Source organism: Streptomyces sp. G7(2002), assembly GCF_028870195.1.
Classification (GTDB): Bacteria; Actinomycetota; Actinomycetes; order Streptomycetales; family Streptomycetaceae; genus Streptomyces; species Streptomyces nigrescens.
In genome coordinates this window covers 1,188,861-1,206,863 of the sequence record NZ_CP102609.1, presented here as the reverse complement: position 1 = coordinate 1,206,863, position 18,003 = coordinate 1,188,861, and the positions used below count along the sequence as shown (strand labels likewise).

Genomic DNA, 18,003 nt, shown 5'->3' with positions numbered 1-18,003 from the left:
CACGTGGTCGGCGGGCCCGGTCTGCGGGACCGCCGGGTCACGCGGGCAGCGGCGCGACGATCACCGACCGCGCCGAGGTGTGCTCCACCACGATGACCTGCGTGTGCCGGGCGATGGGCTCGCGGGACCAGGCGGCGAAGGCTTCGGTGCCGCCGCGTACGGGCAGCAGCACCTCACCCGGGCCGTCGGTCGGGATCGAGACGGTCACCCGCCCGATCACCCCGATCGGGCTGAAGTCCGTGTCATCCGTTGCGCTCACCCGGGCTCCGTCGCTGGTCAAAGCCGCTGTCGGCGCAGTCGCCGGACAGCGGGAAATCCTCGACAACTCAACGGTACTCCGGCCGGGGTGCCGCCGGCCCGGCAGCCGCGGCGGAGCCGGTTCCGGCGTCCAGACGGGCGGGCCGGGCCGACGGGACCGACGGCTTTCTCGGCGGCAGTACGTCGGGCGCGCGATGGGGCCGGAGGGCCGTGAGGGCGCTCTCGGTCTCCTCCATCAGGGCACGGTAGGAGACCAGGCGCTGCCACTCGGGATCGGCGACCCCGGGCACCGTGGCGGCACGCTCGGTCCACTGCTTCACCAGCCCGGCGTACACCGGTGTCTGCCTGATGACCTCCGCGGTGATCCACCGCGGCATCTGCCCGGGGCGGGGGAGGGACGTCTGTCCGTGACCTGCGACGGTGCCGGAAGAGGGGACGCTCATGGCCGTAGAAACGATTCTTCGACGCTGGGGTCACTGCGTATTTTTGCAGCCGTCCGTACTTCCGCCAGGCAGGCAGGGACGGGTCTCCATCGAATATCACCTTATGCAGTGATCTATAGCCGGGAAGCGGTCCAATCCGGACGAAGGAACGTTGTCGCAGTCATGGAACCGAGGGAGTTGTGGGAGCGCCACGCGGTACTCGCACAAGCGTTTTGCAGCAGCGATGACGAGGTCCGCCGGACGCAGGGACTCCTCGACGAGGCCGAGGCCCGCCGTTCGCGGACCCTGGCCGCCTTCGCCGTGACCGTGGGCAGTGACGCGGTGGTGGCGGAGCTGCTCGGCCTGGACGAACGCGAAGTGCGGCTGGCCCGGCGCACGGTGGGCAAGGAAGACGCCCGCGCGGTCGCCAAGAGCCTGCTCGCACAGCCCGCGTGCGAGCAACCCCCCGCACCGCAGCAGCCCGCGCAGCAGGCCCCCGCACCGCAGCCCGCGCAGACGGCCGCCGCCCCAGGGGCCGCCGTGCACCCTCCGGGCCCCTCGGCCCCACCGCAGGCAGTCCCGGTCGCCGTGCCCCAGCCCCCCTCCGAGCCGGCCTGGGCACCGGCGCTGGACGCCGTCCTGATGAGCAGCTGGCACAACGGAGTTGACCTCACCGCCCTGGCCACCGAACTCGGTCTCGACGTCCGGCTGCTGGTGGCCCGCGCACAACAGCTGTCCGCCGAGAGCCGCCCGGTCCAGCCCCCGGCGTCGGACCGCACGGGCCGGCACCGCCGGATGGTCAGTCCCCCGTCCTCCCCACAGCCCGAGACCCCCCACCTGACCTGGCGCGAGCGACCACAGCAGCCTCCACGGGAGCACTACGAGCATGAGCCCTGGAAGCAGCAGCCGTATCAGAACTACCCGGACCCGCAGGAGTACCAGGAATACCGGGTGTACGAGGAACACCAGCAGTATCAGCAGCCCACCCAGCCCACCTGGGATGCCAACGCCATCACCGCTGCCCAGCACGACTGGGACGGCATCCTCAGCCAATGGGAGGCCACCGCCGCCCCTCAACCACCTCTCTCCGCACCCGGTCAGGGAGGGGGGTGACGAGCCTGCGCCGTCGTGCGCCGGAGGTATCCGGGCCGTCGAAGGGCGTCGCCTGCCGTAGCCGCCGCAGCCGGGGCTGGGGCCGATGCCGCCCCTGGGCGGACGATCAGACGTCGATTACAGTGGGCGCCGAGCCGTGACTGGCGCTTGGGTGGAGTACCACCGGGGAGCGGCTCGGCCATCCACGGTCCGTGCCGCGCGCCTGGGCGATCCCACACGACGCTCAGGAGCAGCCCATGTCCCCGGAAGCCCGCCTCATGGACGGCAGCGCACTGGCCCGCAGCATGGTCGAACAGGCCGCCCGGCGCGCGGCCGACCTCACCGAACGGACCGGCACGGCCCCGTGTCTGGCGACCGTTCTCGTCGGCGAGGACCCCGCCTCGGTGACGTATGTACGCATGAAGCGCAACCGGTGCGCCAAGGCCGGAATTCTCTCCCGGCATGTCGCACTGCCCGCCGCCACCACGACCGCGGAGCTGGTCGACACGATCACCGCGCTGTCGAACGACCCCACCGTGCACGGCATCCTGCTGCAGCACCCGGCCGGCCCGCACATCGACGAGCGGGCCGCGTTCGAGGCGATCGCCCCCGAGAAGGACGTCGACGGCGTCACCTGCCACTCCTTCGCCGCGATGAGTTTCGGCCTGGACGGCTTCGCCTCCTGCACGCCCGGCGGCATCCTCCGGCTGCTGGACCACTATGACGTCGACCTGGCCGGCAAGCACGCCGTCGTGGTCGGCCGCAGCGCGATCCTCGGCAAGCCGGTGGGGATGCTGCTGCTCGGCCGCAATGCCACCGTCACCTACTGCCACTCCCGCACCACCGACCTGGCGTCGCTCACCAAGGAGGCCGATGTCCTGATCGCGGCCGTCGGCCGGCCCCGGTTCCTGAGCGGTGAGCACCTCAAGCCCGGGGCCGTCGTGATAGACGCCGGCTCCAACCCGGGCAACGTCGGCGATGTGGACTTCGACTCGGCGCGCACCCGCGCCGCCCTGATCACCCCGGTCCCCGGCGGCGTCGGCCCCATGACCATCGCCACCCTGCTCACCCAGACCGTGGACGCCGCGGCCGCCCAGCTGAACGCGGGCTGACCGCCGGCCGCCGGGGTGCGGTTAGGGGCCGGAAATGTCCGCCCGGCTCGCGAGGGCCGTCCGTATGATCACGAGGTCGGTAGGCGACCATCCTCGGAGGCTGGAACGACCATGGCGGAACAGCGAGTTGTCATTGTGACGGGCGGCGGTACGGGGATCGGCGCCGCCACCGCCCGGCTGCTGCGGGCGGCCGGGCACCAGGTGGTGATCTCCGGCCGCCGGCCCGAACCGCTGCACCGCCTGGCCGAGGAGACCGGAGCGCTGGCCCATCCTTCGGACGCCGCGGATCCCGAGGCGGTGCAAGGCCTCGTCGAGACGGCCGTATCCGCCTACGGAAGGCTCGACGGACTGGTTCTCAACGCCGGTATCGCCCGCAGCGGTGCCGTCGGCGACCTGTCCGTCGAGGACTGGGAGGCCGTCATGACCACCAATGTCACCGGCCCGTTCCTGCTCCAACGCGCCGCCCTTCCCCACCTGTTGGCCGCACGGGGTGCGGTGGTCGCCGTCGCCTCCGTCTCGGCTCTGCGCAACGGCGACGGCAATGCCGCCTATGCGACCTCCAAGGCGGCGCTGCTCCAGCTGTGCCGCTCCCTCGCCGTCGACTACGGGCGGGACGGGCTGCGCGCCAATGTCGTCTGCCCCAGCTGGGTGCGTACGGAGATGGCCGACCGGCGGATGGCGCGCTTCGCCGAGGAGGCCGGGCTGGCGGACGGCGGGGTGGATGCCGCGTACGAGGAGGCCACCCGGCTGCTCCCCGTGGGCCGCGCCGGGCAGCCGCAGGAGGTCGCGGAGGCGATCAGCTGGCTGCTCTCACCCGCCGCTTCCTTCGTCAACGGCGCGGTCCTCACTGTCGACGGTGGGGCGACGGCCATCGACCCCGGAGGCGCCGCGTTCACCTACCGCATCGAGCCACGCGACGGTGCGGAGAGCTGAGCCGCCCGGCGGAGCGGTGCGGGCGCCGGGCGCGGAGCGGAACGGCCGCGCCCGGTGCGTCCGGTGTCAGCTCAGCGTCCGCAGCATCGAGGCGTCGAACGGTACGAGGGCGTCGGTGCGGCCCTCGAAGATCTTGGCGGCCCACTCCGGGTCGCCGAGCAGGGCCCGCCCGATGGCGACGAGGTCGAACTCGTCCCGCTCCAGCCTGTCCAGCAGCCGGTCGATGCCGGCGACGCCCGCCTGTTCGCCCTTGAACGTCCCGATGAACTCGTTGTCGAGTCCGACGGAGCCCACGGTGATGGTCGGCCGGCCGGAGAGCTTCTTGACCCATCCCGCGAGGTTGAGGTCCGAGTCCTCGTACTCGGGAAGCCAGTAGCGGCGCGTCGAGCAGTGGAACGCGGTGACGCCGGCCTCGGTCAGCGGCGCCACGACCGCCTGGAGCTCCTCCGGCGAATCGGCCAGGCGGGCCTGGTAGTTGTTCATCTTCCACTGGGACATCCTGAAGAGGACCGGGAAGTCCGGGGAGACCGCTTCCCGGCAGGCCGCCACGATCTCGGCGGCGAAGCGTGTACGGGCGGTGGGGCTGCCGCCGTAGGCGTCGGTACGCCGGTTGGTGCCCGACCACAGGAACTGGTCGATCAAGTAGCCGTGTGCACCGTGCAGTTCGACGCCGTCGAAGCCGAGCCGCTCGGCCGTGGCCGCCGCCTCGGCGAAGGCCGCGATGACATCGTCGAGATCCCGCTGGGTCATGGCGTGCCCGGAGGGTGTGCCGTCGAGGGCGATCCCGGACGGGCCGGACGGCGGGGCGTCGGGGAACGGCGGAGCGCCCGCCTGGCGGGCCATGCCGACGTGCCACAGCTGCGGCATGAGCGTCCCGCCCGCCGCATGGACCGCCGCCACGACCCGCCCCCAGCCGTCGAGCGCGTCCTCACCGTGGAAGCGGGGCACGGCGCCGCTGGTTCCGGCGGCGGCGTGCTGGACGTAGGTCCCCTCCGTGATGATCAGGCCGACGCCGCCGGCGGCGCGGCGCGCGTAATAGTCCGCGACATCGGCGCCCGGGACACCGCCCGGCGAGAACTCGCGGGTCATCGGCGCCATGGCTATCCGGTTCGGCACGGTGAGGCCGCCCAGGGCGAAGGGACGGGAGAGTGTCTGGGCCGCTCGGGTGGCGGAGGCGCTGGGAGTCACGTGTGGGTCTCCTAGGAAGAGAACGCGGTCGCGGAACGCCGCCGGCCGGCAGACGTTCCGCTGTTCCGAACACAGCACAGCGGCGCCGTCATCCGCTTCTCACTGTCTGCTGCGCCACATTCGTCACTCCGCAGGCGCCACTCCGCCGTCGTCATCCGGCTCCCGTTCCCGCTGTTGCGCCTTCCTGTAGGGAGGTCAGGTGGTGACCGGCTGGGTGGCGCGGGCGAGTTCGCGGCGGAGGCGCATGAAGGGGCGGGGGCGGTCGAGGGCCAGGACGGCGGTGGTGCGCCCGTCGCGTTCGTAGCAGGCGAGGAAGCTGCGGTCGTCGGGCGAGCCCTCGACGATGCGCGGGGTGTCGGTGGGCAGTCGCCGGCCGGCGAACTGGATGCGCACGCCGTACTGGTCGGACCAGAAGTACGGCAGGCTCCGGTGGGTGGCGACGGTGCCGCCGGCGAGCAGGTTCTGTGCGGCGACGGCGGCCTGTTCGGTGGCGCTGGTCCAGTGCTCGGCGCGGATGCCGTCCACCCTGGCGACATCGCCGACCGCCACGATGTGGGGCTGCGGGGTGACCCCGCCCGCGTCGCAGCACACCCCGTCGTCGAGCGGGAGTCCGGAGCCCTCCAGCCAGGCGGTGTTGGGGCGGACCCCGATGCCGATGACGACCACCTCGGCGGGGAGCAGCCGGCCGTCGGCCAGCTCGACCCCGGTGACGCGGTTCCCCGCGCCGCCGTCGTGCAGGCGGGCGACACCGGTTCCGGTGAGCAGGGTGACACCGTGGTCCGCGTGGAGGGCGGAGCAGATCCCGGCCATGGTGTCGCCGAGTTGGGGGACGAGGGGGAGCGGGGCGGCCTCGACCACGGTGACGTCATGGCCGAGGCGGGCGCAGGACGAGGCGACCTCGGCGCCGATGAAGCCCCCGCCGATCACCACGACCCGGACCGGGCCCCGGGTCAGCTCCGCGCGGAGCGCCTGGGCGTCCTCAAGGGTGCGCAGGGTGTGGGTTCCGGCGGGTGCCGGGCCGGGGAGGCGGCGCGGGGTGGCGCCGGTGGCGAGGACCACACCGTCGGTGGTCAGGGACCGGCCGCCGTCGAGGAGCACCGTGCGCCCGTGGAGGTCGAGCCCGGTGGCCCGGGTGCCGAGCAGCCATTCGGCATCCAGTTCGGCGATCTCCTCGGCGTCGGCCAGGGCCAGTTGACCCTGGTCAGCGGTGGCGCCGGTGAGGAAGTCCTTGGACAGCGGCGGCCGGTCGTAGGGGCGGTGGTGTTCCTCCCCGACGATCACCAGTCGGCCGTCGAATCCTTGGGCGCGCAGGGCCCGTGCGGCGTACAGGCCCGCCAGCGAGGCCCCGATGACAGCGACCGACTTCATGCGGCGGTGCCCTCCTCGGCGGCGTGGTGGTGGACGTAGATCATGCCGTCCTCGACGGTCACGGGGTGGGTGCGCACGGCCCGGCGGGCGGGCAGGCAGGTCGGCGCTCCGGTGCGGAGATCGAATGAAGCGGCGTGCAGCGGGCATTCGACCAGACACCCTTCCAGCCAGCCGTCCGCGAGCGAGGCGTCCTGGTGGGTGCAGGTGTCGTCGATGGCGTACAGCTGCCCGTCGGCGTGGAAGACGGCGATCGGAGGTGCGGTGTCGATGCGTACGGACTCGCCTGCGGGCAGATCGGCGAGATGGCAGACAGGAATCACGGGTCCTCCTGTTACTGTTCGGTATCATCGAGTTTCGCGGTGCGCACGATGAAGCGCTATGCGCAACAGAATCCAGATGGGGAGCGGATGCGTCAAGCGATCCCCGGAAATGCCGATCCTTCGAATCCCGGGCCTCGGTCAGGGTGCCAGGTGGTGAGATCCAACAGATGACGGACATCGTGGAGGGGCAGGCGGAGGACAAGCCGCCGAAACAGCCGGGCAGTGTGCAGTCGGTGGACCGGGCCGTGACGGTCCTGGAGATCCTGGCCCGGCACGGCGAGGCCGGGGTGACCGAAGTCGCCGATGAGCTGGGCGTGCACAAGTCGACCGCGTTCCGGCTGCTGGGCGTGCTGGAGAACCGCGGGCTGGTCGGGCAGGAGCAGGAGCGCGGCAAGTACTACCTCGGTGCCGGGGTGCTGCGGCTGGCCGGTGCGGCGGCCGTACGGCTGGACATCTCGCAGGAAGGCGCGGTGGTCTGCCGGGAGCTGGCCGAGGAGATGGGGGAGACGGTCAACATCGCGGTGCTGGAGAGCGATGCCGCGGTCAACATCATGCAGGCGCGCGGCCCGGCGTCGGTCACCGCGCAGAACTGGCTCGGCCGGCGCACACCGCTGCACGCCACCTCCAGCGGCAAGGCGCTGCTCGCGTTCCAGCCCGCACCGGTCCAGGAGGCCGTGCTGGCACGGAAGTTGCCGCGGCTCACCGAGCGGACGGTCACCTCGGCCGCCGCGCTGCGCCGGGAGCTCGCCGAAGTGGTCGAGCGCGGTTACGCGGTGGCGTTCGAGGAGCTGGAGCTCGGGCTGCGCGCGGTCGCGGCGCCGGTGCGGGCGCACGACGGCGCGGTGATCGGGGCGATCAGTGTGTCGGTGCCCGCCTACCGGCTGGCCGAGGAGCGGCTGCCCGAGGTCGTCAAGGGCACCGTTGCCGCAGCCGAGGAGCTGTCGCGGCGGATGGGGTACGCCTGTTGACCCGGTGACGGGTGCGGGCGCGGGGGCGGGGCCGGAGCGGATGTTCCGGCCCCGCCCCCGTGTCCGGGTGCGTCATGAGTCCTTTACCAAGAGCTGGCCCGTACCTCTTGACGGTGCCGATCCGGCGTCTCCACGATGTCTCTCATCGCGCAACCAGTCGTGCAGTGCGCAACAGTGAGGGGTAGGGCATGCCACACGAGGTCCATGCCGTCGTCGCGGCGAAACGAGGCGCACCGGTCGAGCTGCAGACGATTGTGGTGCCGGACCCCGGCCCGGGAGAAGTGCTCGTCGCCGTGCAGGCCTGCGGGGTCTGCCACACCGACCTGCACTACCGGGACGGTGCGATCAGCGAGGAATTCCCCTTCCTGCTCGGCCATGAGGCGGCGGGCGTCATCGAGTCCGTCGGCCCCGGTGTCACCGATCTCGCCCCGGGCGACTACGTCGTCCTCGCCTGGCGGGCGCCCTGCGGCAGCTGCCGGTCCTGTCGCCGCGGCCGGCCCTGGTACTGCTTCGACTCCCGCAACGCAGGCCAGCCGATGACCCTGCTGGACGGGACCCCGCTCGCCCCCGCGCTCGGCATCGGGGCCTTCGCCGAGAAGACCCTGGTCGCGGCCGGACAGGCGGTCAAGGTCGACCCCAGCGCCCGTCCCGAAGCGGCCGGCCTGATCGGCTGCGGGGTGATGGCGGGGTACGGAGCGGCCGTGCACACCGGCGGGGTGGGCAGCGGGGACACCGTCGCCGTCATCGGCTGCGGCGGGGTCGGCAACGCGGCGATCGCCGGTGCCTCGATCGCCGGCGCGCGCCGGGTCATCGCGGTCGACATCGACGACCGGAAGCTGGACGGCGCCACCCGCTTCGGCGCCACCCACACCGTCAACTCCCGTGGTACGGACCCCATCGAGGCGGTCCGGGGACTGACCGGCGGCCATGGCGCGGATGTGGTGATCGACGCGGTGGGCCGCCCCGAGACCTACCGGCAGGCCTTCTCCATGCGCGATCTGGCCGGCACCCTGGTCCAGGTCGGTGTCCCCGACCCGGACATGCGCATCGAACTGCCGCTCATCGACCTCTTCTCGCGCGGCGGCGCCCTGAAGTCCTCCTGGTACGGCGACTGCCTGCCCAGCCGGGATTTCCCCGTCCTGATCGACCGCTACCTCAGCGGACGGCTCGACCTCGGCGGATTCGTCACCGAGACGATCGCACTGGACGAGGTGGAGTCCGCGTTCGACAAGATGCGCGACGGCCGGGTACTGCGCTCCGTCGTGGTCCTGTAACGGCGTTACACCCACCCTCGGTTGACCACCCCGACCAGCAGGAGGAGGGACATGTCCCGTACGCCCGCCCACAGTTCCCGTGTGGTTGTCATCGGTGCCGGCATCGTCGGCTGCTCCCTCGCCGATGAGCTGACCGCCCGCGGCTGGACCGAGGTCACCGTCCTCGAACAGGGCCCGCTGCCGGCCCCCGGCGGCTCCACCTCGCACGCCCCCGGCCTGGTCTTCCAGACCGGCCCGTCCAAGACCATGACCGAGTTCGCCGCCTACACCGTCCAGAAGTTCCGCTCCCTCGACGTGGACGGACTGCCCTGCTTCAACCCGGTCGGCGGTCTGGAGATCGCCACCACCGAGGCCCGCTGGGCCGATCTGCACCGCAAGGCCGGACTCGCCGCCTCCTGGGGCGTCCGCGGTGAACTGCTCTCCCCGCAGCAGTGCAAGGAGCTGTGGCCGATGCTCGACGAGACCGCGCTGTACGGCGGTTTCCACACCCCCGATGACGGCCTGGCCCGCGCCGTGCTCGCCTGCCGCGCCCAGATCGCACGGGCCGAGAGCCGCGGCGCCCGCTTCCTGGAGCGGCACACCGTCACCGGGATCGAGCGGGAGGACGGCCGGGTCACCGGCGTCACCACCGACCGGGGCACCTTCCCCGCCGACCATGTCGTCTCGGCCGCCGGCTTCTGGGGCCCGGTGATCGGCGCGATGGCCGGGGTGGACGTACCGCTCCTGCCGCTGGCCCACCAATACGCCACCACGGAACCGCTGCCCGAACTGGCCGGTGTCAACGACCCACGGACAGAGGCGAGCAAGCCGATCCTGCGCTTCCAGGATCGCGACCTCTACTTCCGCGAACACACCGACCGGATCGGCATCGGCTCCTACGCCCACCGTCCGATGCCCGTCGACCCCTTCACCGTCGCCGCCTTCGACGACGCTCCCGTGATGCCGTCCTCCCTGCCCTTCACCGAGGACGACTTCGCGCCGAGCTGGCAGGACAGCGTCGGACTGCTGCCCGCGCTGGGCTCGTCCAAGGTGGCCGAGGGCTTCAACGGGGTCTTCTCCTTCACCCCCGACGGTATGCCGGTCCTCGGCGAATCCCGTGAACTGCGCGGATTCTGGCTCGCCGAGGCGGTCTGGGTCACCCACTCCGCGGGCGTCGCCAAGGCCGTCGCCGAGTGGATGACCGACGGACGGCCGGCCACCGACATCCATGAGTGCGACCTCTACCGCTTCGAGGACGCCCAGCGCTCGCCCGCCTATGTCGCCGACCGCGGCGCCCAGAGCTTCATCGAGGTCTATGACGTCATCCATCCGCTGCAGCCCATGGAAGCGCCGCGGCCGCTGCGCACCAGCCCCTTCTACCCACGGCAGCAGGAGCTCGGCGCGTACTTCCTGGAGGGCGGCGGCTGGGAGCGCCCGCACTGGTACGAGGCCAACGCCCCGCTCACCGAAGGGCTCCGGCTCCCCGAGCGCGACGCCTGGTCGGCCCGCTACTGGTCGCCGATCGCCGCCGCCGAAGCCAGGGCCACCCGCGAGAAGGTCGCCCTCTACGACATGACCCCGCTGCGCAGGCTGGAGGTCACCGGCCCCGGCGCCCTCGCCTTCCTCCAGCGCATGACCAGCAACAACCTCGCGAAGAAGCCGGGCGCGGTCACCTACACCCTGCTCCTGGACGAGACCGGCGGCATCCGCTCCGACCTCACCGTCGCCCGGCTCGCCCCCGACCGCTTCCAGATCGGCGCCAACAGCGGATCCGACCTCGACTGGCTGCTGCGGCACGCCCCCGACGAGGGAGTCCAGGTCCGTGACATCACCTCCGGCACCTGCTGCATCGGCGTCTGGGGCCCGCTCGCCCGCGACCTGGTCCAGCCCCTGACCCGCGACGACTTCTCGCACCAGGCCTTCGGCTACTTCCGGGCCCGGCAGACCTATCTCGGCCATGTCCCGGTCACCGCCATGCGCCTCAGCTACGTCGGCGAGCTCGGCTGGGAGCTGTACACCACCGCCGACATGGGGCTGCGGCTGTGGGACACGCTCTGGGAGGCGGGGCAGGAGCACGGGGTGATCGCCGCCGGGCGCAGCGCCTTCAACAGCCTCCGCCTGGAGAAGGGGTACCGCTCCTGGGGCCATGACATGACCACCGAGCACAACCCCTACGAGGCCGGGGTCGGCTTCGCGGTCCGCCCCGCCAAGGGCGACTTCCTCGGCTGGGCGGCGCTGGAGGGCATGACCGAGGAGACCGTCTCCCGCAGGCTCACCTGCCTCACCCTCGACGACCCCGCGGCCGTCGTCCTCGGCAAGGAACCGGTCTTCGTGGACGGCGCCCCGGCCGGCTATGTCACCTCCGCCGCCTACGGTTACACCCTCGGCCGCGGGATCGCCTACGCCTGGCTGCCGGCCACCGCGGCGGCCCCCGGCACCCCCGTACACATCGAGTACTTCGGTGAGAAGATCCCCGCCACCGTCGCCCAAGAGCCCCTCTTCGACCCGCAGATGGAGCGCATCCGCAGGTAGGGCCTGACTGGTCCTCGCACCAGGGCAGCCCGTCCGTGGTCCACCGGTGATCCGCCCGCCTCCGTACGCAGAAGGAGCAACCGCATGGCTCCCACCTACGACGTCATCGTTCTCGGCCTCGGCGGCATGGGCAGCGCCGCCGCCCACCACCTCGCCGCCCGGGGCGCCCGGGTCCTGGGCCTGGAGAAGTTCGGCCCGGTGCACCACCGCGGCTCCAGCCACGGCGGTTCCCGCATCACCCGCCAGTCCTACTTCGAGGACCCCGCCTACGTACCGCTGCTGCTGCGCTCCTACGAGCTCTACGAGAAGCTGGAGCGGGACACCGGCCGGGAGATCGCCACCCTCTGCGGCGGGGTGATGCTCGGCCGCCCCGACAGCCGTACCGTCCGCGGCAGTCTGGAATCCGCCCGCCAGTGGGACCTCCCGCACGAGATGCTCGAACCCGAGGAGATCCGCCGCCGCTTCCCGACCCTCACCCCCGCCGCGGACGAGGTCGCGCTGTACGAGGCGCGGGCGGGTCTGGTCCGGCCGGAGCACACCGTCGCCGCACATCTCCAGCTCGCCGGCCAGGACGGCGCCGAGCTGCACTTCGAGGAGCCGGTCACCCGCTGGGAGGAGCTGCCCGGCGGTGCCGGGGTCCGCGTCCACACCCCCGAAAACACCTATACCGCGGGCCAGTTGGTGATCTGCCCCGGGGCCTGGGCGCCCCAGCTGCTCACCGACCTGGGTGTGCCGTTCACCATCGAGCGACAGGTCATGTACTGGTTCGCCCCGGACGGCGGCACCGCGCCCTTCGTCCCCGACCGGCACCCGATCTACATCTGGGAGGACGACCGGGGCGTCCAGATCTACGGCTTCCCGTCGATCGACGGACCCGACGGCGGCGCCAAGGTCGCGTTCTTCCGCAAGGGCACCGTCTGCACCCCGGAGACCATCGAGCGCACCGTGCACGACCACGAGGTGCGCGCCATGGCCGACCAGCTCGCCCCGCGCATCCCCGCCCTCCCCGGCCGCTTCCTCAAGGCCGCCACCTGCATGTACTCCAACACCCCCGATGAACACTTCGTGATCACCCGGCACCCCGCGCACCCGGAGACGGTGACCGTCGCCTGCGGCTTCTCCGGACACGGCTTCAAGTTCGTCCCGGTGGTCGGCGAGATCGTCGCCGATCTCGCGCTGACCGGCGCCACCGCGCACCCTATCGAGCTGTTCGACCCCCGCCGGCCCGCCGCCGCGGCCGCTTGAGGAGAGCCTCCATGACGACCACGCCCACCGAGTCCACGGCGACCGCACCCACCACACCCGCGACCGGTGTCTCCACGAGCCTGATCGCCACCCTCGCCGGCCACCACTACACCGACGCCGAGATCTTCCGCCAGGAGCAGGAGAAGATCTTCGAGCGGATGTGGTTCTGCGCGGTACGCGGCGCCGACTTGGAAAAGCCCGGCGCCTTCCGCACCGTCCGGATCGGCCGGGAGAGCGTACTGATCACCCGCAACCGCGCCGGTGAGCTGCGCGCCTTCCTCAACATCTGCCGGCACCGCGGCGCGCAGCTGTGCACCGAGGAGTCCGGTGAGGTCCGCCGCAACCTCCAGTGCCCCTACCACGCCTGGACCTACGACCTCGACGGCCGCCTGGTGGCCGCCCCCAACCTGCAGAAGATGCCGGACCTCGACCGCACCGAACGCGGTCTGGTCACCGTGCCGCTCCGTGAGTGGCTCGGCTATGCCTGGGTGTGCCTGGCCGACGAGCCGCCGTCGTTCGAGGACACCGTGATCGGCGCGGCCGTCGAGCGGCTGGGTGACGCCGCCTCCCTCGACCGCTACCGCACCGAAGGGCTCGCCCTCGGCAAGCGCCTCACCTACGACGTGCGCGCCAACTGGAAGCTCATCATCGAGAACTTCATGGAGTGCTACCACTGCGCCACCATCCACCCCGAACTCACCGATGTGCTCCCGGAGTTCGCCGACGGCTTCGCCGCCCAGTACTACGTCGGGCACGGTGCGGCGTTCGCCGACGAGGCTACCGGATTCACCGTGGACGGCACCGAGGGCTTCGGCCGGCTCCCCGGTATCGAGGACACCCAGGACCGCCGCTACTACGCGATCACCGTCCGTCCGCAGGTCTTCGTCAACCTCGTCCCGGACCATGTCATCGTCCACCGGATGTTCCCGATGGCCCCCGACCGCACCGTCGTCGAATGCGACTGGCTGTACCTGCCCGAGATCGTCGACTCCGGCGCCGATGTCTCCAAGTCCGTCGAACTCTTCCACCGGGTCAACGCCCAGGACTTCGACGCCTGCGAGCGCACCCAGCCGGCCATGAGCTCCCGCGCCTACCGCGACGGCGGGGTACTGGTCCCCAGCGAGCACCACATCGGGGCCTTCCACCAGTGGGTCACGGACTGCCTGGAGGGTAAGGGCGGCTGAGCCGCGGCCTCAGTTACAGTCGGGCCCGTTGGCGCTCGGCACGAACACGAGCGCCGGACAAGGGGGAGGAAGCCATGAACCTGTCGTTCGAGAAACCGCCGGCGTACGACCTGGGGGCGGATGCGGATCTCGGCATGTGGCTGTCCGAGTGGGGGGAGTATGCGGACCGGATCGTCCATCTCGGGCCGGACGACGGCCGGGACCACGGGCAGTTGTGCTGGGACGTCCTGACGCCCACCGGCCTGCTCGCGCCGCACTGTGGACAGTGCAAGCACCGGCATGGCGGCCCACGGGGGCCGAAGGAGATGGAGTCCGCCCTGCGCAGGCGGATCCCGCCGTCCGAGGTGTCGCCCTGGCTCGCCGCCACGCTCATTCGCCACCTCGTCTACTGGGACCTCGGGGACGGCCCGATGCGCCCCGTGGCCGACGCCCTGGCGGACGGGCTGGCAGAGTTGCTCGGCCCGGACGCCCAGTGGCGTGCCAATGGCTGCGCCGCGTATCGGGAGGGCCGGGACGGCAACGTTTCCTGGATGCCGGTCACCGAGGCCACCTTTGACGCGGCCGTGGTCGGCATCGGCGGTGGCCATGCCGTGGTCGTCGTAGCCGTCGGTGAGGACTGACAGGGGGACAGCGCCACCGCCCACGGCCTGACGCCGGCCGGCCTCCCCGCCGTACGCGGGGCGGCCGGCCCGGGGGTTCCGTGAGGCGGGGGCGGCCCCAGGCATCGTGGCCTCAGGCATCGTGGCGCCGTCGGCGCGGCTGCGGCTCCGGCGGGGTGGGGCCGAGCGGGGCGACGTCGGCGTCGAGCGGGGGATCGGGAGCGAGTACGTCCTCGCCGTACAGGTCCTGCACCCAGTTGTCGTGGTAGACGGTGTCGAGGTAGCGCTCGCCGAGGTCCGGGGCGATGGCCACCGCCGTGCGCTCCCGCTCCTCGTGCCGGGTCAGCCAGTCGGTCGCGCCGCTGACCACGGTGCCGGTCGAGCCGCCGAACACGAAGCCGCGTTTGGCCAGCCGGTGGCAGGCGCGGATGGTGTCGGCCTCCTCGACCTGTACGACGTCGTCCACGTAGGACTCGTCGAGCAGCGGCGGCTGGACGCTCATGCCCAGGCCGGGAATCATCCGGTGCCCGGGAGTACCGCCGAAGGTCACCGAGCCGACACTGTCCACGGCGATGATCCGTACCGGTCGGTTCCACTCCCGGAAATAGCGGGCACAGCCCATGAGGGTGCCGGTGGTGCCGGCCCCGACGAACAGCAGGTCCAGCCGCGGGAAGGCGCGGGCGATGGCCGGTGCGGTCCTGCGGTAGTGCGCCTGCCAGTTGCTCGGGTTGGTGTACTGACTGAGCCACAGACACCGTTCGTCGGAGGCACACAGGCTGCGGATGTAGGCGAGCCGGGCGCCGAGGAAGCCGCCGTTGGACTCCTGGTCGGCGACCACGTGCACCTGGCTGCCCAGAGCCTCCATCATCAGTCTGGTCGCCAGGTTGCAGCGGGAGTCCGTCACGCACAGGAAGCGGTAGCCCTTGCTCGCCGCGATCATGCTGAGCGCCACGCCGAGGTTCCCGGACGAGGACTCGACCAGGGTCGTCTCCGGGCCCAGGTCTCCGGCCCGTTCGGCGGACTCCACCATCTCGGTCGCGGCCTTCAGCTTGATCGAGCCGGCGAAGTTGAAGCCCTCGCACTTGAGGAAGAGGGAGTGCCCGAAGATCGACCGGAGGTCGACATAGAGCTCCTCCTCGTTGAACGCGTAGGGCGCGGATATGACAGGCACGATGGTCTCCTCATCTGCGGCAGAGCACCGTCGGAAGGTTCGTCCGACCATGGCGGCGGGCTTCGTTCCTGTGGGCGGGGCCGGGTGTCGGACCGAGCCGGACGGGGCGCCGTAACAGCTCCGCGGCGGGGTGCGCCGCTCTGCGGCGGTCCGGCTGCTGATCTCTCCGGGCGTGCGTGGTGCATAAGCCTCCTTGCCCTGGACGGCCGAGGTCGCGGCTGCTCATCCGTACCGGCGCAGTTCATGGAAGAAGCCGTCGACGACCTGCAGTTCGCCGGAGCGGACCACCTCGTCGTAGACGTACTTGCCGACCGCGAGATCGAGCACCCCGAGGCCGAACGGGGAGAAGACGGCGGTCCGGTCCGCCGGCACCGCGACCCGGCCGGCCATCACCTCGTCCAGCGTGCCGTGCAGGAACTCCCGGTTGCCGGTGAGCTGTTCGGTCAGATGGGTGGAGGTGCCGGCTCTCAGGCAGTGCTCGATGTCGTCGACGATGTTGGTCGACGCCAGCAGGACCTGCGGGGCGAGGTCACGCAGCGACACATGCACCACCACCGGGTGGTGACCGAACCAGGAGACCTCGTGGACATGCGGTGCGGGGGCGACGGTGGCGAAGACCACCAGGTCGCTGGAGCGGATCAGCTCCTCCGCGCTGTGGTGCACGGTGACCCGCCCGGCGGTACGGCACTGCTCCAGGTACAGGCGGAAGCCGGCCGCGCTCTCGGCGGACAGGTCGTGCACGCCGATCTCGTCGAACGACCAGCCGGTCCCTTCCAGGAACGTGTGGACGTACCGGGCGATCAGGCCCGCTCCGAAGAATCCGACGCGGGTCGGGCGGGGGCGCCCGTGGCTGAGCCTCTCGGCTGCCGACGCCGCTGACGCGGCGGTCCTGGTCGCGCTGATGATGGAGCTCTCCAGGCAGGCGAACGGGTAGCCGGTGTCATAGTCGTTGAGGATCAGTACGGCCGAGGCCCGGGGGATTCCGGCGGCCACGTTCGGCGGGAAGCTGGAGATCCACTTCATGCCGTCCACCCGCGTCTCCCCGCCGACGGAGGCGGGCAGCGCGATGATCCGGGAGGACGGGCGGTCGGGGAAGCGCAGGAAGGACGAGGGCGGGTTCACCGACTCGCCTGCACCGTGCAGCCGGTAGGTGGCCTCGATGACCTCCACGAGCTCCTTTTCGCGTCCCTGGAGAGCCCGGTGCACCTGGGCGCCGGAGATCACCGCGAAGGACGGTGTGGGGGACGGCTCGGGGGGCGCGGGCCGGGACGGGGTGGGGCGGACGGTGGTCATGGGAGAGTCACCTCCACGGTCGGCGAGCAGTCGGCCAGGCGCACCGGGTCGGCCAGGGCCACGACCACGTCCCTCGGCCCTTCGAAGGGCTCCCTGCTGTGCGCGGTACGGACGTTGTCGACGAGCAGAAGGTCTCCGGCCTCCCACGGCCGGCGGGCGGTATGGGCCTCGTAGACCTCGTTGAGCAGCTGCACGACGTCCTCGGTGAGGGGGTCGCCGTTTCCGTAGTGGGTGTTGAACGGCAGCCCGTCGGGGCCGTACTCGTCGATCAGGTAGTCCCGCACTTCGGGAGCCATCGTCCAGGCGTTGAGGAACGCGATCTGGTTGAACCAGCAGCGGCGGCCGCTGACCGGATGGCGCACCACGGCACTGCGGCGTTGTCGGGTGCGCAGACCGCCGTCGGGCTGCCAGGTGAACTCGATGGCGTGGGCGCGGCAGTAGCGCTCCACGGCGTCCCGGTCCTCGGTGCCGAACGCCTGGTCCAGGGTGGCCCCGATCTCGGGGTGGTAGCTGCGGGTCAGCAGCCAGCCCTCCCGCTCGAACCGCTCGGTCAGGGCCGGGGGCAACGCGTCCAGCACGGCCGCCGAGTCGGCCACCGCGGTGGTCCCGCCGGAGGTGGGGGCGCTCAGGCAGGCGAACAGCATCAGCCCGGGGAACTCCAGGGTGTAACTCAGCTCGTGATGCATGCACATGGGCTGGCTCGGTGGCCACTTCGACGAGGAGTGGACGCCCTCGGAGTAGGTCTGCCGGGCGGCAAAGGCCTCCCGCTCGGACAGCGGAGCGACATCCAGGCCCTGAAGGACGGCGCCGACCTGTGCCGGGTCGCTCATCCCCAGGCCGCGGACCAGGACCGCACCGTGCTCGGCGACGACGGCGCGCAGCGCGTCCCGCCGCTCGGCCGCCCAGTGCGCCGCGCTGTCGGCGGCCCCGGCCCGCAGCAGCGGAGGCTTGCCGGGTTCCCGTTCCAGTTCGGGCAGGGAGATCGGGAGTGACGACACCATGGCGGTTCTCCTCTCAGGAGCGGCACGGGACGAAGCCGGCCGGGCGATGTCGCACAGCACGGCC

The 18,003-nt window shown here is 71.6% G+C and carries 17 protein-coding genes and 1 riboswitch; of the genes, 9 read left to right on the top strand and 8 right to left on the bottom strand.

The genetic code is table 11. The annotated features are described in order from the left end of the window. Positions 1-37: 37 nt before the first annotated feature. Positions 38-259: a hypothetical protein gene (locus tag NUT86_RS04635; protein ID WP_086721449.1), complete on the bottom strand. Its 222-nt coding sequence runs from the start codon at positions 257-259 to the stop codon at positions 38-40. Between the two features lie 67 nt (positions 260-326). Further along, positions 327-701: a hypothetical protein gene (locus NUT86_RS04630; protein WP_274733579.1), complete on the bottom strand. Its 375-nt coding sequence runs from the start codon at positions 699-701 to the stop codon at positions 327-329. Between the two features lie 162 nt (positions 702-863). On the opposite strand from NUT86_RS04630, the gene NUT86_RS04625 reads away from it, so the two are divergent. The 3 genes from NUT86_RS04625 to NUT86_RS04615 all read left to right on the top strand — a co-directional run bounded on the left by NUT86_RS04625 (position 864) and on the right by NUT86_RS04615 (position 3,817). Further along, positions 864-1,793 carry a hypothetical protein gene (locus NUT86_RS04625; RefSeq protein WP_274733577.1) on the top strand — a complete coding sequence of 310 codons (930 nt, stop codon included), beginning with the start codon at positions 864-866 and terminating at the stop codon, positions 1,791-1,793. A gap of 126 nt (positions 1,794-1,919) precedes the next feature. Then, a riboswitch (ZMP/ZTP riboswitch) is annotated at positions 1,920-2,008 on the top strand. A gap of 21 nt (positions 2,009-2,029) precedes the next feature. After that, positions 2,030-2,884, top strand: a complete 855-nt coding sequence (locus NUT86_RS04620) for a bifunctional 5,10-methylenetetrahydrofolate dehydrogenase/5,10-methenyltetrahydrofolate cyclohydrolase (protein ID WP_274733575.1) — start codon at positions 2,030-2,032, stop codon at positions 2,882-2,884. Positions 2,885-2,995: 111 nt separating this feature from the next. Next, positions 2,996-3,817 (top strand): SDR family NAD(P)-dependent oxidoreductase, encoded by an 822-nt coding sequence (locus NUT86_RS04615; protein WP_274733573.1) that lies wholly within the window; start codon positions 2,996-2,998, stop codon positions 3,815-3,817. Between the two features lie 66 nt (positions 3,818-3,883). Here NUT86_RS04615 and NUT86_RS04610 read toward each other — a convergent pair whose 3' ends face one another. The 3 genes from NUT86_RS04610 to NUT86_RS04600 all read right to left on the bottom strand — a co-directional run bounded on the left by NUT86_RS04610 (position 3,884) and on the right by NUT86_RS04600 (position 6,693). Further along, positions 3,884-5,005 carry an NADH:flavin oxidoreductase gene (locus NUT86_RS04610; protein WP_274733571.1) on the bottom strand — a complete coding sequence of 374 codons (1,122 nt, stop codon included), beginning with the start codon at positions 5,003-5,005 and terminating at the stop codon, positions 3,884-3,886. A 195-nt stretch (positions 5,006-5,200) separates the two neighbouring features. After that, complete coding sequence (locus NUT86_RS04605) at positions 5,201-6,373, bottom strand: NAD(P)/FAD-dependent oxidoreductase (protein ID WP_274733569.1); 1,173 nt, start codon at positions 6,371-6,373, stop codon at positions 5,201-5,203. Then, positions 6,370-6,693, bottom strand: a complete 324-nt coding sequence (locus tag NUT86_RS04600; RefSeq protein WP_093638408.1) for a bifunctional 3-phenylpropionate/cinnamic acid dioxygenase ferredoxin subunit — start codon at positions 6,691-6,693, stop codon at positions 6,370-6,372. Before NUT86_RS04600 ends, NUT86_RS04605 begins: the two co-directional genes overlap by 4 nt. Positions 6,694-6,860: 167 nt before the next feature. Here NUT86_RS04600 and NUT86_RS04595 point away from each other — a divergent pair, with 167 nt between their 5' ends. The 6 genes from NUT86_RS04595 to NUT86_RS04570 all read left to right on the top strand — a co-directional run bounded on the left by NUT86_RS04595 (position 6,861) and on the right by NUT86_RS04570 (position 14,495). After that, complete coding sequence (locus NUT86_RS04595) at positions 6,861-7,661, top strand: IclR family transcriptional regulator (RefSeq protein ID WP_174857592.1); 801 nt, start codon at positions 6,861-6,863, stop codon at positions 7,659-7,661. 188 nt (positions 7,662-7,849) lie between these two features. Next, the gene (locus NUT86_RS04590) at positions 7,850-8,935 is read left to right on the top strand and encodes an S-(hydroxymethyl)mycothiol dehydrogenase (RefSeq protein WP_262037757.1); all 1,086 of its coding nucleotides are present in this window, start codon (positions 7,850-7,852) and stop codon (positions 8,933-8,935) included. A 51-nt stretch (positions 8,936-8,986) separates the two neighbouring features. Then, positions 8,987-11,446 (top strand): GcvT family protein, encoded by a 2,460-nt coding sequence (locus NUT86_RS04585; protein ID WP_274733564.1) that lies wholly within the window; start codon positions 8,987-8,989, stop codon positions 11,444-11,446. Positions 11,447-11,530: 84 nt separating this feature from the next. Beyond that, complete coding sequence (gene solA / locus NUT86_RS04580) at positions 11,531-12,691, top strand: N-methyl-L-tryptophan oxidase (RefSeq protein WP_127149435.1); 1,161 nt, start codon at positions 11,531-11,533, stop codon at positions 12,689-12,691. A gap of 11 nt (positions 12,692-12,702) precedes the next feature. After that, entirely contained in the window at positions 12,703-13,875 is a 1,173-nt protein-coding gene (locus NUT86_RS04575) for an aromatic ring-hydroxylating oxygenase subunit alpha (RefSeq protein ID WP_274733559.1), read from the top strand. Positions 13,876-13,949: 74 nt separating this feature from the next. Next, complete coding sequence (locus NUT86_RS04570) at positions 13,950-14,495, top strand: hypothetical protein (RefSeq protein ID WP_274733557.1); 546 nt, start codon at positions 13,950-13,952, stop codon at positions 14,493-14,495. 112 nt (positions 14,496-14,607) lie between these two features. Here NUT86_RS04570 and sbnA read toward each other — a convergent pair whose 3' ends face one another. The 3 genes from sbnA to NUT86_RS04555 form a co-directional block, all read right to left on the bottom strand. Beyond that, the gene (gene sbnA, locus NUT86_RS04565; protein ID WP_148590315.1) at positions 14,608-15,645 is read right to left on the bottom strand and encodes a 2,3-diaminopropionate biosynthesis protein SbnA; all 1,038 of its coding nucleotides are present in this window, start codon (positions 15,643-15,645) and stop codon (positions 14,608-14,610) included. A gap of 222 nt (positions 15,646-15,867) precedes the next feature. After that, positions 15,868-16,938 carry a 2,3-diaminopropionate biosynthesis protein SbnB gene (gene sbnB, locus NUT86_RS04560; protein WP_159491076.1) on the bottom strand — a complete coding sequence of 357 codons (1,071 nt, stop codon included), beginning with the start codon at positions 16,936-16,938 and terminating at the stop codon, positions 15,868-15,870. Further along, positions 16,935-17,939, bottom strand: a complete 1,005-nt coding sequence (locus tag NUT86_RS04555) for a TauD/TfdA family dioxygenase (protein ID WP_274740374.1) — start codon at positions 17,937-17,939, stop codon at positions 16,935-16,937. The genes sbnB and NUT86_RS04555 overlap by 4 nt, the downstream gene beginning before the upstream one ends. Positions 17,940-18,003 lie beyond the last annotated feature (64 nt).

Excerpts from the sequence above, each read along its gene's own strand:
- NUT86_RS04595 (WP_174857592.1), top strand. The coding sequence starts at position 6,861 with ATGACGGACATCGTGGAGGGGCAGGCGGAGGACAAGCCGCCGAAACAG.
- NUT86_RS04605 (WP_274733569.1), bottom strand. The coding sequence starts at position 6,373 with ATGAAGTCGGTCGCTGTCATCGGGGCCTCGCTGGCGGGCCTGTACGCC.
- NUT86_RS04585 (WP_274733564.1), top strand. The coding sequence starts at position 8,987 with ATGTCCCGTACGCCCGCCCACAGTTCCCGTGTGGTTGTCATCGGTGCC.
- NUT86_RS04570 (WP_274733557.1), top strand. The coding sequence starts at position 13,950 with ATGAACCTGTCGTTCGAGAAACCGCCGGCGTACGACCTGGGGGCGGAT.
- NUT86_RS04575 (WP_274733559.1), top strand. The coding sequence starts at position 12,703 with ATGACGACCACGCCCACCGAGTCCACGGCGACCGCACCCACCACACCC.
- NUT86_RS04620 (WP_274733575.1), top strand. The coding sequence starts at position 2,030 with ATGTCCCCGGAAGCCCGCCTCATGGACGGCAGCGCACTGGCCCGCAGC.
- NUT86_RS04625 (WP_274733577.1), top strand. The coding sequence starts at position 864 with ATGGAACCGAGGGAGTTGTGGGAGCGCCACGCGGTACTCGCACAAGCG.
- NUT86_RS04615 (WP_274733573.1), top strand. The coding sequence starts at position 2,996 with ATGGCGGAACAGCGAGTTGTCATTGTGACGGGCGGCGGTACGGGGATC.
- NUT86_RS04590 (WP_262037757.1), top strand. The coding sequence starts at position 7,850 with ATGCCACACGAGGTCCATGCCGTCGTCGCGGCGAAACGAGGCGCACCG.
- NUT86_RS04555 (WP_274740374.1), bottom strand. The coding sequence starts at position 17,939 with ATGGTGTCGTCACTCCCGATCTCCCTGCCCGAACTGGAACGGGAACCC.
- solA (WP_127149435.1), top strand. The coding sequence starts at position 11,531 with ATGGCTCCCACCTACGACGTCATCGTTCTCGGCCTCGGCGGCATGGGC.
- sbnB (WP_159491076.1), bottom strand. The coding sequence starts at position 16,938 with ATGACCACCGTCCGCCCCACCCCGTCCCGGCCCGCGCCCCCCGAGCCG.
- NUT86_RS04630 (WP_274733579.1), bottom strand. The coding sequence starts at position 701 with ATGAGCGTCCCCTCTTCCGGCACCGTCGCAGGTCACGGACAGACGTCC.